Source organism: Amycolatopsis sp. NPDC098790 (assembly GCF_044759945.1).
In the GTDB taxonomy this organism is placed as follows: Bacteria; Actinomycetota; Actinomycetes; order Mycobacteriales; family Pseudonocardiaceae; genus Amycolatopsis.
Genome location: NZ_JBIWAI010000009.1, coordinates 359,301 through 373,640, shown reverse-complemented (window position 1 = coordinate 373,640; position 14,340 = coordinate 359,301). Strand labels below are relative to the sequence as shown.

Genomic DNA, 14,340 nt, shown 5'->3' with positions numbered 1-14,340 from the left:
CCGTGCCCGAAGCCTTCCTCCTCGACGCCGTCCGCACCCCGGTCGGCCGGCGCGGCGGCGCGCTGTCCGGGTGGCACTCCGCCGATCTCGGCGCGCACGTCATCCGGGCGGTCGTCGAACGCGCGGGCGTCGACCCGGACCTCGTCGACGACGTCATCCTCGGCTGCGTCGACACCCTGGGCCCGCAGTCGGGCAACGTCGCGCGCACCGCGTGGCTCGCGGCCGGCTACCCCGACCACGTGCCCGGGGTGACGGTCGACCGGCAGTGCGGGTCGAGCCAGCAGGCGGTGCACTTCGCCGCGCAGGCCGTCATGTCGGGTACGCAGGACCTGGTGCTGGCCGGCGGGGTGCAGAACATGAGCCGCATCCCGATCGGCGCGGCCATGCTGGCCGGGCGCGAGTACGGCTTCGACGACCCGTTCTCCGGCTCGAAGGGCTGGCAGGAGCGCTACGGCAGCGTCGAGGTGTCGCAGTTCCGCAGCGCCGACATGATCGCCGAGCACTGGGACATCAGCCGGGAGGCGATGGAGGAGTACGCGTTCCGCAGCCACCAACGAGCCCTCGCGGCCATCGATTCCGGCCGGTTCGACGGGGAAATCGCGCCGGTGGACGGCTTCCGGCACGACGAGGGGCCGCGCCGGGACACGTCACCGGAGCGGATGCGCGGGTTGAAGCCGCTGAGCGCGGGATCCCGGCTGACAGCGGCGGTGGCCAGCCAGATTTCCGACGGCGCGAGTGCGGCATTGGTGGCGTCGGAAGCGTTCGTGAAGGAGCACGACCTGACGCCGCGAGCCCGCATCCACCACCTGTCGGTGCGGGCGGCCGACCCGGTGTGGATGTTGACCGGCCCGATCCCCGCCACCGCGCAGGCGCTCCGGAAGACCGGGTTGAGCGTCGAGGACATCGACCTGTTCGAGGTCAACGAGGCGTTCGCCAGCGTGGTGCTGGCGTGGCTGGACGAAACGGGCGCGGACCCCGAGCGGGTGAACGTCAACGGCGGCGGCATCGCCCTCGGCCACCCGATCGGGGCGACCGGGACCAAACTCCTCGCGACGCTCCTGCACGAGCTGGAGCGCCGCGAGGGGCGTTACGGCCTGCAGACGATGTGCGAAGGCGGCGGCACCGCGAACGTCACCATCATCGAACGGCTGTGACTCAGCCGAGGGCGCGCAGCTTCGGCAGCACGTCCTCGGAGAACTGGCTCAGGAACCGCTCCTGGTCGTGCCCCGGCCCGTGGAACACCAGGTGGTTCAGCCCCGCGTCCAGGTACGGCTTGATCTGCGCCACGGCCTCGTCCGGGTCCGACGCCACGATCCACCGCTTGGCGACCTGCTCGATCGGCAGCTCGTCGGCCAGCCGCTCCATCTCCTCGGCCGAGGAGACGCTGTGCTTCTGCTCCGCCGACAGCGACAGCGGCGCCCAGAACCGGGTGTTCTCCAGCGCCTTCTCGTGGTCGCGGTCGTAGGACAGCTTGATCTCGATCGTCCGGTCGACGTCCTCGACGGTCTTCTCGGCCGCCTCGGCGCCCTCCTTCACCGCGGGCATCAGCTTCTCGGTGTAGAGGTCCATGCCCTTGCCGGACGTGCAAATGAACCCGTCGCCCGCGCGGCCCGCGTACTTGGCCACCACCGGACCACCGGCGGCGATGTACACCGGCACCGGCTGCTCCGGCCGGTCGTAGATCTTGGCGTCCACCAGCTCGTAGTAGTCGCCCTTGAAGTTCACGTTGTCGCTGGTCCACAGCTCGCGGATCAGCTTGATCGACTCGCGCAGCCGGGCGAAGCGCTCCTTGAACTCCGGCCACTCCCGCCCCGACACCGCGATCTCGTTCAGCGCCTCGCCGGACCCCACGCCGAGGATCACGCGGCCACCCGACAGCAGCGACATCGTCGCGAACGCCTGCGCGATCACCGCCGGGTTGTACCGGAACGTCGGGGTCAGCACGCTCGTGCCGATCTGCACCCGCTTCGTCCGCTCGGCCACCGCCGGCATCCAGGCCAGCGCCCACGGCGCGTGGCCGCCTTCGTGCCGCCACGGCAAGAAGTGGTCCGACACCCAAACCGAGTCGAGGCCGACCTCTTCGGCGCGCACGGCGTATTCGACCAGGTCCCGCGGCCCGAACTGCTCCGCGGACGCCTTGTAACCGACCTTCAGCGCCACCCTCGCTCATCCTCCCGTTTCCCGGCCGAGACGGCGAAGGATCTCACCCGCCTCGGCCACTGTGCCCGCGACGATCCCGGCCACCGTGGGCAGGTCGTGGATCATGCCCACCACCTGTCCCGACGCTAGCACTCCGGCGTCCGTCCGGCCGTCGACCAGCCCCGCCCGCAACAGCATCGGGGTGTTGGCCGCCATGACCAGCTGACTCCAGGTCAGATCGTTGCCGTGCTTCATCGCAAGGCCTTCTTTGACCATGGCAACCGGGGACAGTCCGGTGATATTCCGGAAGCGCAGCGCGTTGCGCGCGGCCTGCGCGAGGCCGCGGATCCGGCCGGTGCGTTCGAGCTTCTCCACCAGGTCGGTGCGCAGGACGCGGTGCGGCAGGCCGTCGACGCGCCGGGTGACGACCGTCCCGGTGAGACCCTGCTCGAGGTAGACGCGCTTGACGTCGTCGGGGACCGTGCTCTCCTTGCTCAGCAGGAACCGGGTGCCCATCGCGACGCCGGCCGCGCCGTAGGCCAGCGCGGCGGCCAGGCCGCGGCCGTCGAAGAAGCCACCGGCGGCGACGACCGGGATGTCGACCGCGTCCAGCACGCTCGGCAGCAGCAACGTCGTGGCCACTCCCCCGGTGTGCCCGCCGCCTTCGCCGCCCTGGACGATGACCGCGTCCGCACCCCAGGCGGCGACCTTCTCGGCGTGCCGCGCGGCGCCGACCGATGGGATCACGACGATCCCGTGGTCCCGCAGTTTCGCGATCATCTCCTTGCGCGGCGCGAGCGCGAACGACGCCACCTTGACGTCTTCGCGGATCAGCAGGTCGACGCGGTCGCCGGCGTCCGCCGCGTCGGCGCGGAGGTTGACGCCGAACGGCTTTTCCGTGCGCTTCTTGACTTCGGCGATCGCGGCTTCCAGTTCGGCGAACGTCATCGTGGCCGACGCGAGGATGCCGAGCGCGCCCGCGTCGGCGGTCGCCGAGACGAGCCGCGGGCCGGCGACCCAGCCCATGCCGGTCTGCACGATCGGGTGGTCGACGCCGACGAGCTCGGTCAGCGCGGTCTTCACGCCGGGACTTCCTTGTCGCGCAGGCTCTTCGGGTCCACGACCTCGCGGAGCAGCCGCAGCTCTTCGCCGGTCGGCTCACGGCTGATATCCACAGTGGACAAGTCGATCTCGAACGTCGTGGCCGCCACGACCTCGTCGCGGGTGACGCCGGGGTGCAGCGAGACCGCCCGCATCGCGTGGTCGGGACCACCGAAGTCGAACACGCCGAGGTTCGTCACCACCCGGTGGACGTCGTGGTACTTCTGCGCCGACGGCCCGGCTTTGGCCGCGTTGTCGTAGCCGACGCCCGACACGACGTCCACAGTGTCCACGAAGACCCGCGGGGAGTGCCGGGGAACCCAGTAGCTGGTGCGGTGGTTGACCGTGTTGCCCGGCGCGCCGCGCACGCCGAGGAGCTGCTTCTGCGGCCGGCCGTGGTCGCCGATCGCGGAGATGTTCTGGTTGCCGTACCGGTCGATCTGGTTGGCGCCCATCACGACGTGCCGGCGGCCGTGCGGGACGATCGTGTCGAGCATCTTGCGAAACGGCTGCCAGCCCTCGACCACGCCGTCGGTCGTCACGAGGTAGGCCTCGCCGTCGGACATCAGCAGGTCGGGCTCGAACGTCAGGCGCGCGAGCTTGGCCCCCAGCTGCGGGACCAGGCCCATCGGGCTGACCACGATCTCGCCGTCGCCGCGGAACACCTCGGCCATCGCCACGACGACGATCTCGGCCCTCGTCGCGCTCATGCCGCCTCCGCCTCGAACTTGTCCACTTCGGACAGGTACCGCGTTTCGTCACCGGACAGGAACCGGTCCGCGAAGCCCGGCCACGCGTCGAGGTCCTTGGCGCAGGCCGCGTAGTGGCGCTGGAACCGTTCGTCGCGACCGTAGTCCGGGACCGCCGTGGTGAAGTGGGCGCCGCGCGGGGACTCGATGACACCGTCGACCGCGCTTCGGTTGAGCAGCAGCGACTGGATCGGTCCGCCCGCTGTCAGCTCGGTCGTGTCGACGACTTTCTCCACGGAGACAAACCGTTTGGCCGCGGCCAGGCAGAACAGGTCGTCGAAGTACGGGTCCGGGCCGAGGTACTGGGCGTTGCCGCGCGGGTCGGCGCGGTTGAGGTGCACCAGTGCGACGTCCAGGTGCTGCGCCGGGACCGCGACCAGCTCCTCGCCGTCGGCGTACGGCGATCGCACGGTCCGCAGGCCCGGGTTGGCGCGCATCACCTCAGAGCCGAGGCCCGCTCGCATCGGCAGGAACGGAAGCCGTTGAGCGGCCGCGGAAAGCGCGGCACCGAACATGCCTTCGTCGTACTCGGTGACGGCGATGGCGCCGGTCTCGCGCGCGCGGCCGAACCACGGGTCGAACGGGATCGAGTCGAGCGTCACGAACCCGAAGACCACCCGCTTGACCTTGCCCGCCGCGCACAGCAGGCCGACGTCCGGGCCGCCGTAGGAGACGACCGTGAGGTCCTTGACGGGCGTGCGAAGGATCGCGCGGACCAGGGCCATCGGCTTGCGCCGCGAACCCCAGCCGCCGATCCCGATCGTCATGCCGTCTGCCAGCTCGGCCGCCACCTCGTCGGCGGTCGTGCGCTTATCGGCCATTCAAGAACTCCTCGCGGGCTTCGTCGGACGCGCCGAGCAGGTTGAGCTCGAAGGTGAAGCCCTGCTCGAACCGGTAGCTGCGGTGCACCTGCTGGGTGTCGATGCCGTTCAGCGCCTCTTTGGCCGCCCGGATGACCCGCGGGTCCTTCTTCGCGATGTCGCGGGCGACGGCGAGCGCGGCGTCGTCCAGCTCGGCGCGCGGGACGACCTGGTAGACCGAGCCGTGCGCGTGCAGCTCGGCGGCGGTGATGGTGCGCGCGGTGAAGTAGAGGGTGCGCATGAGGTGCTGCGGCACGAGCCGGGCTAGGTGGGTCGCGGCGCCGAGTGCGCCGCGTTCGACCTCGGGGACGCCGAAGGTGGCGTCGTCGGACGCGAGGACGACGTCGGCGTTGCCGACCAGCCCGATTCCGCCGCCGAGGCAGAACCCGTGCACGGCCGCTACAACCGGGACCTCGCAGTCGTAGACGGCCCCGAAAGCCGCGTAGCAGCCCCGGTTCGCGCCGACCAGCGCGTCGTAGCCGGCGCTGCGTTGGATTTCCTTGATGTCGACCCCGGCGTTGAAGCCGCGGCCTTCCGCGCGGAGGATCACGACGTGCACTTCGGGATCGCGGCCGGCTTGCGTGAGCGCGTCGGCCAGGTCGAACCAGCCCTGCACGGGCAGCGCGTTGACCGGCGGGAAGTCGACGGTGACGACCTCGACGTGCCCGTCGCGCTTGGTGAGGATCGCCATCAGCTCGCTCCGTAGACGGGCTCGGGCTCGGGCGCGCGCTCGAGCAGGTCCTTGACCACCGGGCCGAGCTCGGCCGGGTCCCACCGGTCGCCCTTGTCCACGACCGGGCCGTGCCGCCAGGCCTGTGCCACCGAGATCTTGCCGCCCTCGACCTCGAAGACCCGGCCGGTCACCTGCGCGGACTCCTCGCTGCCCAGCCAGACCACCAATGGCGAGACGTTCTCGGGTGCCATCGCGTCGAAGCCGTCGTCCGGACGCGCCATCGACGCGAAGACCGCCTCGGTCATCCGGGTCCGCGCGGCCGGCGCGATCGCGTTCACCGTCACGCCGTAGCGCGCCAGCTCGGCCGCCGCCACTACGGTCAGGCTGGCGATCCCCGCCTTCGCGGCGGAATAGTTGCCCTGGCCGACGCTGCCGAGCAGCCCGGCGCCGGAACTGGTGTTGATGACGCGCGCACTCGGTGTGCGTCCGGCTTTCGCCTCGGCCCGCCAGTGGTCGGCGGCGTGCCTCAACGGAGCGAAGTGGCCTTTGAGGTGCACTCGCACGACCGCGTCCCACTCGTCCTCGCTCAGGTTGACCAGCATCCGGTCGCGGACGAACCCCGCGTTGTTGACGAGCACGTCCAGGCGGCCGAAGTGCGCCAGGGCGGTGTCGATGAGGTTCTTCGCCCCGGTCCAGTCGGCGATGTCGTCGGCGCTGGCGACGGCCTTCCCGCCCAGCGCCTCGATTTCCGCGACGACCCCGGCGGTCGCGTCCGCGTCCACGTCGTTCACCACGACCGGCGCGCCTTCGGCGGCGAAGGCGAGGGCGTGGGCCCGCCCGATGCCGCGGCCGGCGCCGGTCACCACGACCACCCGGTCCTGGCACAACCCGCTCACGAATCCTCCCGTTGGTTGACGTCGGCCGCGGCGAGGAACGCCGGGACCTCTCCCCCGCCGTGCACGAGCAGGGTCGCGCCGGAGACGTAGGAGGCCAGGCCGGAGGCGAGGAAGGCGGCGCAGGCGCCCACTTCCGCCGGCTCGGCCAGCCGCCCGAGCGGCACGGTCTTCCCGACCGCGTCGACCGCGGCCTCGCTGCCGTAGTGCAGGTGGGCCTGTTCGGTGCGCACCATGCCGACGTCCAGGGCGTTGACCCGCACCTTCGGCGCCCACTCGACGGCGAGGCTGGCGGTGAGGCTGTCGAGCCCCGCCTTGGCGGCCCCGTAGGCGGCGGTCCCGGGCGACGCGCGCGTACCGCTGACACTGGAGATCATCACGATCGAGCCGCCTGCGGCCTGGCGTTGCATGACGGCGTTGGCTCGTTGCGAGACCAGGAGCGGAGCGAGCAGGTTGAGCTGGACGACTCTGTCGTGCAGCCGCGGCGACCCGGTGGCGGCAGGCGCGTAGGGTGCGCCGCCGGCGTTGTTGACGACGACGTCGAGGCGGCCGTGATCCTTGACGATCCCGTCGATGAGGGCTTCGACCTGGGTTTCGTCCCGGACGTCACAGGCGCGGAACTCGGCGTCGGTGGCGGCGTGGTGGCGAGCGCAGGTGACCACGTGGGCGCCGTGGGCGAGGAACACGTCGGTGATGCCCCGGCCGACACCGCGGACGCCACCCGTCACCAGGACGACGGCGCCGGACAGGCCCAGATCGGTCTTCACTCCCCAAAACTAGAACACGTTCCAACTTTGGGCAAGGTTGGTGGTGCGTCCGGGATCATGGGCGCATGGACGACCACTGGCCGCTCGCGCCGCCCGGAGCCGCGGACTGGCTGCAGGACCTGTGCGGCGACGGCCTGACGGGTTTCCTGCCACCGGCGATGCCCGGCTCGGCCTGGGTGCTCAACGCGATGTACGAGCACGAGCGAGGGCCGACCGGGTCGACGTACCACGAGCTCCGGCAGGCGCGGCTGGCGGAAGGCAGCGTCGAGCCGCTCGTCGTGGCCGGCATCGACCTCGAAGCCACGACCGTCACGACGGGCGGCGGGTTGGGCCGCGCGGAACACCCGGGTCCCGGCTGGCGGCGGTTGCGCTGGGCGGAACTGGCCGAGCGCACCGGCGACCCGGTCGTTCCCGACGGACTGCTGCCCGGCCACCAGTGCTTCCCGTCGGTCAAGAAGGACGGCAGCTGGCCACTCGGCATCGCCCCGCCCACGGAGGGAAGCCTCGACCGCGAGACCTGGACGCGGCTGATCGACGTGCTCGCCGAACACAGTCCCGCGGGGCCGGACACGCCCTGCTTCGCCTACTACTGCCCGGCGACGTCCGGGTTCCTCGACCTCGAGAACCTCGTGGTGCACGCCGGACGCCTCGGCGACGCCGGAATCCTCTACGACAACCCCGAGGTCGGCTTCAGCCCCTCGAACCTCTGGGCCGCGGACCGCTCGTGGTGCCTGGGCACCGACTACGACCTGTGGGGCACCAAGGTCGCCGGCCCGCCGGACCTGATCGAAGCCCTGCTGAGCGACCCCGAACTCGAAGCCGTGCGGCTCCCTTGGGCGGACTAGAACCCGTTACGACTTAGCGGCGTCGTACTCCGCGTTCGCCGCCATGACCTCGGGCATCTGGCCCTCGACGTCCTCGATCAGCGCCAGCAGCAGCGCCGCCGTGCGGCGGCCGCGAGGGGTCAAGCTGTACTCCACCTTCGGCGGAATGGTCGGCTGGGCCTCGCGGTGGACGAACCCGTCGCGCTCCAGGGCCTGCAGGGTCTGGGCCAGCATCTTCTCGCTCACCCCGGACACCCGGCGGCGCAGGGCGTTGAACCGGAGCGTGCCGTCGTGGAGGGCGGCCATCGCCAAGATCCCCCACCGGCCGGTGATGTGCTCGAGCGTCGCGCGGGACGTGCACGCCTGCGCGAACACGTCGAACACCACCTGCCCGTGCTCGTCCAGCCACTCGCTCATGGCGTCAACGGTACCTCGCCCGACCCGGAACCCCAGGTGAGCATGCTCACCAACAGTTCGCACTTTCGAAAAGTTAGTACACTCTGATGGTAAGCGAACCGAAGGAGCAAACAGATGATCGTGGTCACCGGTGCCACCGGCCAGCTCGGCCGCCTGGTCGTGGAAGGCCTGCTGAAGAAGGTCGCGCCCGGCGAGGTCGTCGCCGCCGTGCGCGATCCCGGGAAGGCCGCCGACTTCGCCGCGCGGGGCGTTCAGGTGCGGCGGGCCGACTACGACGACCCCGCGAGCCTCACCGCGGCCTTCGCCGGGGCGGACAAGGTGCTGCTCGTCTCGAGCAGCACGCCCGGGCAGCGGCTGGCCCAGCACGAAGCCGTCATCGCGGCCGCCCGCGAGGCCGGCGTCGGGCACCTCGCCTACACGAGCGTCCTGGCCGCCGACACGACGAAGCTGTTCGTCGCGCCGGACCACAAGGCCACCGAGGAGGCCATCCGCGCGTCGGGCTTGCCGTTCACCCTCCTGCGCAACGGCTGGTACACCGAGAACTACGCGCAGACGATCGCCCAGGCGCTCACCGTCGGCTCCTTCGTCGGCAGCGCCGGCGAGGGCAAGCTCGGCGCCGTCCCGCGGATCGACTTCGCGGAAGCCGCCGTCGAGGTCCTGACCGGCGAAGGCCACCAGGGCAAGGTGTACGAGCTGGCCGGCGACGAGCCGTTCGGCTACGCCGACCTCGCCGCCGCCGTCTCGGCCGCGGCGGGCAAGCCGGTCACCTACCAGGACCTGCCGGTCGAGCAGTACCGGAAGGTCCTCGTCGGCGCCGGGCTGCCGGAGCCGGTGGCGGCCATGCTGGCCGACGCCGACCGCGGCATCGCCGAGGGCGAGCTGACGTCGGACTCCGGCGACCTGCGCCGCCTCCTCGGCCGGCCGACGACGCCGTTGGCGGAAGCCGTCACCGCCTTGGTCAAGGGCTGACGTCCGGGAAGGTCTCCTCCCCGAGCGGAGGAGACCTTCACGCGCCGCGCGACCGCAACGCCGACACCCGCAACGCCGCCTGCATCGCGAACCGCGCCTCGGCGTCCTCCAGCCGCTCGCCGAACGCCTCCTTGAGCTGCCGCACGCGGTACCGGACCGTCTGCGGGTGCACCGACAGGTCCACCGCGATCTTCTCCGAGTTGCCGCCGTTTTCCAGCCACGACAGCAAGGTCTCGCTCAACCGGCGGCGCGTGCGGTCCGGGAACCCGGCCAGCGGGGCCAGTTCCTGACGGGCCACCTGCTCGGCCAGAGCCGGGTCGCAGAGCAGCCAAAGCGTCGTCAAGTGCTTCGCGCACCACGTCACCGGAGCGTCCGGCAGCGCGCCTTCGCCCACCAGCCGCAGCGTCGCCCGCGCCCAGCGCAGGGACTGCGCCGACGCCGACGGCCGGACCGGCGGTCCCACCGCGGCCCGGACCCCGAGGGCGGCGAGCAACCGCCCGTCCACCGGGGCCGGCACCACCAGCCAGGGCTGCGGCGGCTCGAGGTCGGCCAGCACCTCGGGTCCCCAGCACGGCTCCACCGGCGCCTCGAGGACGACGGCGGCCACCTCGCCGGGCACCGGCCAGCCGGCCGCCGTCGCGAGCTCGGCCACCACCGCGTCCGTCGGCGGCACCGGGCCGGTGACCAGGCGCAGCAGCCGGCGGCGCAGGCTCGCCCGCGTGCCGCCGAGCTCCGCCTCCGCCTCGCGGTGCCCGCGGATCGACATCCGCGCCAGGTCGTCCGCGTAGCCGAACAACATCTCCGCCAAGCGCGCCATCACCGCCGACGACAGCCGTTGCCGGCGGCCCAGGCGCATGATCCACCGCCAGCCCGCGCGGGTGCCGACGCGGTAGGCCGCCTGCAGGTCGTCGAGGGTCCGGCCCTCGTACGCCTCGCCCGCGCCGAGCCGGCGGCACGTCTCGTACAACCGGTCCCGCGGCGCGAGCGGATCCTCGACGAGGTCGACGAACAGCACCACCGCGCACTCGACCCCGTGCCGGGTGACGCGGCCGTGCCGGGCGTAGACCGGGACGGCCTGCCACACCTCCCGGACGATCCAGTCCACCAGCGACGGGACCGCCGGGCGCATCAGCGCGGCCAGCTCCGCGCGTCCGGACACCTCGTGCGCCACCGGGACTTGCTGCCGAGCTTGGTCGCCGGACACCGGGCTCCCTTCGCGGGGCGGGTGAGCTTTACCGGACAGTAAAGCAGCGGGACCGTACAGTACACCTCCATGAGCAGGCCGCGGTCCCCTGATCGATCCAGCACGCGCCGGAGCCCGGCCGCCCGGCCCACCGACGGCGAGCTGCTCGACGCCGCCCGCGCGGTGTTCGCCGAACGCGGGTACGCCCAGGCCACGATGGACCTGATCGCCGCCCGCGCCGACTCCACGAAACCGACGCTCTACGCGCATTTCGGGGACAAGGCGGCGCTTTTCCGCGCCACCGTGAGCCGCGAGGTAGCCGCGCTGCGGAACTGGATCCTCACCGCCTACGAAACCGCGAGCGCGAGCCCGCTCGAAGACCGCGTCCGGCTCGCCGTGATGGCCATGTTCCGCTACGCCCGGGCCCACCCGGCCGGCTTCCGGATGCTGTTCGACTCCGCCGTCGACGAGATGTCGGACGAGCGGCGCACCCTCGCCGACACGGTCACCGCGCACGTCGTCGACCGCGTGCGCGAGCACCTGCTCGCGCACGGACGCACGCCCGGTCCCGGCGCGGACCTGCTGGCCGCGATGATGGTCGGCCTGGTCGGCCGGGCCGCGATGCACGTCTCCCACTCCCCCGGTGTCGACCCGATCGCGGCGGGCGAGCTCGCCACCGGGTTCGTGATGGCCGCCGTGCGCGGTCTCGACCCCGCATTGCTGGACCGCGTCGACGCCGGGCAGTGCACGACCTGAGCGTCCACATCGGACTGTTTGTCACCGGCTGAACAATTACCCCGGCCAGATCGAATCTCTTCTTGCTTTCTTCCCCTTTTTGGGAAAGCGTTTGCGGACATTCCGGTTTTCTCCGCGACCAGAGGTGAGATCAGCCATGAGTCGTCTGTTTTCCGCTGCCCTTTCGGTCGGCCTCGCCGCCGCCGGGCTCGCCGTCGCCACCGCGCCCGTGGCGTCGGCCGCGCCGTGCACCGACGTCGACGTGCCGGTCGCCCGCGGCACGTTCGAACCCGGCACGCTGGGGTTCATCGTCGGCGATCCCGTCTACCAGGCCGTGCAGAACCAGCTGCGGCCGCGTTCGCTGAGCGGCTACCGGGTCGACTACCCCGCGGACCTCGGCGAGCCCGCGTCGGTGCAGAAGGGCAACACCGACCTGGTCAACCACGTCAAGGCGCAGGCCGCGGCCTGCCCGCAGCAGCGGTTCGTCCTGGTCGGCTACTCCCAGGGCGCCAACGTCGTCGACAACTCCCTCGGCATCAGCAGCGACGGCGCGGTCGTCGGCGGCCCGATCGTCGCGACCATCCCGGCGGAGCTGGCCCCGCGGATCGCGGCCGTGCTGCTGTTCGGCAACCCGATCCGCGCGATCGGCCGTCAGGTGACCGGGACGTACCAGAGCCGCACCAAGGACTACTGCGCCGACGGCGACCCGATCTGCCAAGCGGGCGGCGCCAACTTCCTGGCCCACCTGAGCTATGGCGGCGACGCCTCCGACGCCGCCGCCTTCGCCGCGAGCAAGTTCTGACGCTCAGCAGTTGGACGGGGCCTGCTCACCGGCGAACCGCTTGACGATCCACTGGTGGGCGTCCCCGTTCCCGGCCAGGATTCCGGTGGCGTGGTCGGAGATGTAGGTCTGCCACTGTTCCCGGACCCCGGCCGCGCAGTACGCGCGGTGCAGGGCTTCCGCCTGCGGGGTGTTGACGATCTCGTCGGTGCTCGCGTGGTACTGGAACACCGGCACCCGCGGCGGGTTCGCGCCCAGCTTGTTCTGCGCCAGCCGCGCCTGCCACTGCGGCGTGTTCAGCGGGTTCGACGTCGTGTAGTCGCTGATCTTCTTGAACGAGTAGTTCAGCAGGAGTTCGGCGACGCACGCGTTCTTCTTGGCGTCGTTCAGCTGCTGCCGCCCGGTGTCGTTGAGGAACGAATCGAGCTTCAGCTCCGGGTAGGCGGCGTCGAGCCCGACCGCGGCGAACGCGAGGAACCCGAAGCCGATGTACCCGTCCAGTCCTTTCGCGACTTCGGTCAGGTCGGCGGGCACCCCGCCCGCGACGACGCCGACGACGTTCAGCTCCGGCGCATACGCGGGCGCCTTCTCCCCCGCCCACATCGATCCGCCGCCGCCTTGGGAGTACCCCTGGAAGATCACCTTGGCGGTCTTGGCGAGCTTGGCGGCCGGGAGGTTCTGCGCCGCCCGCACCGAGTCGATCACGGCGGGTCCTTCGGACTGGCCGGTGATGTACGTCGGCGTGGTCGTCGGCGAATAGCCTTCGTAGTCGGTCACCGCGACGGCGAACCCGCTGGACAGCGAGTCGTTGACGGCCGGCTGGTCGTAGAGCGTGCCGCGTTCCATCGCCTTGGACGCGGTGCACTTGAACGCCGGGCCCTGCGTGCCGACGGCGTAGCCGACGATCGGCGCCTTCGCCGGGTCCTTGCCCTTCGGCACCAGGATCGTCCCGGTGACCGCGTCCGGCAGGCCACGCGCGTTGGTCGAGAGGTACATGACCTGCCAGGCGTCGGCGTTGGCGGCGTTCAGCAGCGGCACCGACGGGCGCCAGCGCAGGACGTCACCGGGCTTCCCGGCCGGCAGCGGCGACGGCGGGGTGTAGAACGAGTCGTCGAACGGGCCGGGCAGGATCGGCGCCGCGACGGCACCGGCGGGCGGGCTCGCGGCCACGACTCCCAGCGCCGCCAGGGAAACGCCCAGGAGCGCGGACAGCACGCGTCGCAAAGGGACAGACTTCACCACAACCTCCATCGGGGAAAGAGAAGAACGCTCAGGCGGGGAGTCCGAGCGCGCCGGCCAGGACCGGCCACGAGTTGTGCAGGGCCCGCTGCCAGTACGGCCAGCTGTGCGTGCCCGGCCCGTAGTAGTCGACCGTCGCCGGGATGCCGGCCTGCCGCAGCTTGTCCGTGAAGCTCTGCGAAGACAGCAACGCCGACGGTTCGAGCACATCGGACTGCCCGGGCGGGTCGAGCGGCCCGGTCTGCCCGTTGCCGCAGGAGAGGTAGAGCGCCGTGCCGCGCAGGTCCTGGACGTGGTCGTACGGGTTGTGCGACGACCAGATCGGCTGCATCCCGAAGGAGTCGCCCCACAGGTTCAGGTAGTTGAAGATCCCGGCGCGGGCGAGGATGCCGATGATCCAGACCGGGATGCCCGGGTAGAGCGTGTTCGGCACGCCGGAGTACGACGCCGCCGCGGCGAACATCCCCTTGTGCTGGAAGGCGTACGCCATGGCGCCGTACCCGCCGATCGACAGCCCGGCGATCGCCCGGCGGGTGCCGCCGTGGTAGCCGCGTTCGACGATCTGGCGCACTTCGGCGGTGTGGAACGTGTCCCAGTCGGGTTTGCTCGACAGCCCGAAGTTCCACCACTTCGTGTACATCCCGGCCGGGCCGTCGGTCGGCATCACGACGAGCGCGTCCTTGGTGGCGGTGAACGCCTTGACGTCGGTGAACTGGTCCCACGACTTGTAGTCGACCGGTTCGCAGCAGCCGTGCAGCAGGAACAGCACCGGCCACGTCCGCGTCGGCTGCGAAGCCCAGCCGGACGGCACGATCAGCCGGACCATCCCGGTGGTGCCCAGCGCCGGCGAATCGATCTTGAGGTCGACCGTCCGGGCGTCGAGCCAGGTTTCCTGGACGACTTTCGCGCCGTCGTCGGCCACGGCGGGGCTCGCCTGGGCGGCGGTGACACCGCTGGCGACCAGGACCACGACGGCCAGCATCAGCAGGGTGGCTCTCATCGAAGTCTCC

The 14,340-nt window shown here is 71.4% G+C and carries 16 protein-coding genes; 5 read left to right on the top strand and 11 right to left on the bottom strand.

Annotated elements, in window-relative coordinates:
- Positions 1-2: 2 nt before the first annotated feature.
- Complete coding sequence (locus ACIQWX_RS47550; protein ID WP_400886139.1) at positions 3-1,154, top strand: acetyl-CoA C-acetyltransferase; 1,152 nt, start codon at positions 3-5, stop codon at positions 1,152-1,154.
- Position 1,155: 1 nt separating this feature from the next.
- Here the strand turns inward: ACIQWX_RS47550 and fgd are convergent, their stop codons facing one another.
- Genes fgd through ACIQWX_RS47515 form a run of 7 tightly spaced genes read right to left on the bottom strand, consistent with a single transcriptional unit; the run spans position 1,156 to position 7,182 of the window.
- Complete coding sequence (gene fgd / locus ACIQWX_RS47545; RefSeq protein ID WP_400886137.1) at positions 1,156-2,160, bottom strand: glucose-6-phosphate dehydrogenase (coenzyme-F420); 1,005 nt, start codon at positions 2,158-2,160, stop codon at positions 1,156-1,158.
- 6 nt (positions 2,161-2,166) lie between these two features.
- Positions 2,167-3,222 carry an NAD(P)H-dependent flavin oxidoreductase gene (locus tag ACIQWX_RS47540; RefSeq protein WP_400886135.1) on the bottom strand — a complete coding sequence of 352 codons (1,056 nt, stop codon included), beginning with the start codon at positions 3,220-3,222 and terminating at the stop codon, positions 2,167-2,169.
- Complete coding sequence (locus tag ACIQWX_RS47535) at positions 3,219-3,950, bottom strand: CoA-transferase subunit beta (RefSeq protein WP_400886133.1); 732 nt, start codon at positions 3,948-3,950, stop codon at positions 3,219-3,221. The genes ACIQWX_RS47540 and ACIQWX_RS47535 overlap by 4 nt, the downstream gene beginning before the upstream one ends.
- Positions 3,947-4,810 (bottom strand): CoA transferase subunit A, encoded by an 864-nt coding sequence (locus tag ACIQWX_RS47530; protein WP_400886130.1) that lies wholly within the window; start codon positions 4,808-4,810, stop codon positions 3,947-3,949. Before ACIQWX_RS47530 ends, ACIQWX_RS47535 begins: the two co-directional genes overlap by 4 nt.
- Positions 4,800-5,540: an enoyl-CoA hydratase family protein gene (locus ACIQWX_RS47525; protein WP_400886128.1), complete on the bottom strand. Its 741-nt coding sequence runs from the start codon at positions 5,538-5,540 to the stop codon at positions 4,800-4,802. Before ACIQWX_RS47525 ends, ACIQWX_RS47530 begins: the two co-directional genes overlap by 11 nt.
- Positions 5,540-6,418, bottom strand: a complete 879-nt coding sequence (locus ACIQWX_RS47520) for an SDR family oxidoreductase (protein WP_400886126.1) — start codon at positions 6,416-6,418, stop codon at positions 5,540-5,542. The genes ACIQWX_RS47525 and ACIQWX_RS47520 overlap by 1 nt, the downstream gene beginning before the upstream one ends.
- Positions 6,415-7,182, bottom strand: coding sequence for an SDR family oxidoreductase (locus ACIQWX_RS47515; protein ID WP_400886125.1), 768 nt, complete (start codon positions 7,180-7,182; stop codon positions 6,415-6,417). Before ACIQWX_RS47515 ends, ACIQWX_RS47520 begins: the two co-directional genes overlap by 4 nt.
- Before the next feature lie 65 nt (positions 7,183-7,247).
- Between ACIQWX_RS47515 and ACIQWX_RS47510 the strand changes: the two genes are divergently transcribed.
- Complete coding sequence (locus tag ACIQWX_RS47510; RefSeq protein WP_400886122.1) at positions 7,248-8,027, top strand: hypothetical protein; 780 nt, start codon at positions 7,248-7,250, stop codon at positions 8,025-8,027.
- A 6-nt stretch (positions 8,028-8,033) separates the two neighbouring features.
- Here the strand turns inward: ACIQWX_RS47510 and ACIQWX_RS47505 are convergent, their stop codons facing one another.
- Entirely contained in the window at positions 8,034-8,423 is a 390-nt protein-coding gene (locus ACIQWX_RS47505; RefSeq protein WP_400886120.1) for a winged helix-turn-helix transcriptional regulator, read from the bottom strand.
- A 114-nt stretch (positions 8,424-8,537) separates the two neighbouring features.
- Between ACIQWX_RS47505 and ACIQWX_RS47500 the strand changes: the two genes are divergently transcribed.
- Positions 8,538-9,392: an SDR family oxidoreductase gene (locus ACIQWX_RS47500; protein ID WP_400886118.1), complete on the top strand. Its 855-nt coding sequence runs from the start codon at positions 8,538-8,540 to the stop codon at positions 9,390-9,392.
- Positions 9,393-9,429: 37 nt separating this feature from the next.
- On the opposite strand, the gene ACIQWX_RS47495 is transcribed toward ACIQWX_RS47500, so the two are convergent.
- Complete coding sequence (locus tag ACIQWX_RS47495; protein ID WP_400886115.1) at positions 9,430-10,596, bottom strand: helix-turn-helix domain-containing protein; 1,167 nt, start codon at positions 10,594-10,596, stop codon at positions 9,430-9,432.
- 69 nt (positions 10,597-10,665) lie between these two features.
- Between ACIQWX_RS47495 and ACIQWX_RS47490 the strand changes: the two genes are divergently transcribed.
- Complete coding sequence (locus ACIQWX_RS47490) at positions 10,666-11,331, top strand: TetR/AcrR family transcriptional regulator (RefSeq protein WP_400886112.1); 666 nt, start codon at positions 10,666-10,668, stop codon at positions 11,329-11,331.
- A gap of 136 nt (positions 11,332-11,467) precedes the next feature.
- Positions 11,468-12,112 carry a cutinase family protein gene (locus ACIQWX_RS47485; RefSeq protein ID WP_400886110.1) on the top strand — a complete coding sequence of 215 codons (645 nt, stop codon included), beginning with the start codon at positions 11,468-11,470 and terminating at the stop codon, positions 12,110-12,112.
- A gap of 3 nt (positions 12,113-12,115) precedes the next feature.
- Here the strand turns inward: ACIQWX_RS47485 and ACIQWX_RS47480 are convergent, their stop codons facing one another.
- Both ACIQWX_RS47480 and ACIQWX_RS47475 read right to left on the bottom strand, forming a co-directional pair.
- Positions 12,116-13,330: a lipase family protein gene (locus ACIQWX_RS47480; RefSeq protein WP_400886109.1), complete on the bottom strand. Its 1,215-nt coding sequence runs from the start codon at positions 13,328-13,330 to the stop codon at positions 12,116-12,118.
- 31 nt (positions 13,331-13,361) lie between these two features.
- Entirely contained in the window at positions 13,362-14,330 is a 969-nt protein-coding gene (locus ACIQWX_RS47475) for an alpha/beta hydrolase (RefSeq protein ID WP_400886106.1), read from the bottom strand.
- Between the last annotated feature and the right edge of the window lie 10 nt (positions 14,331-14,340).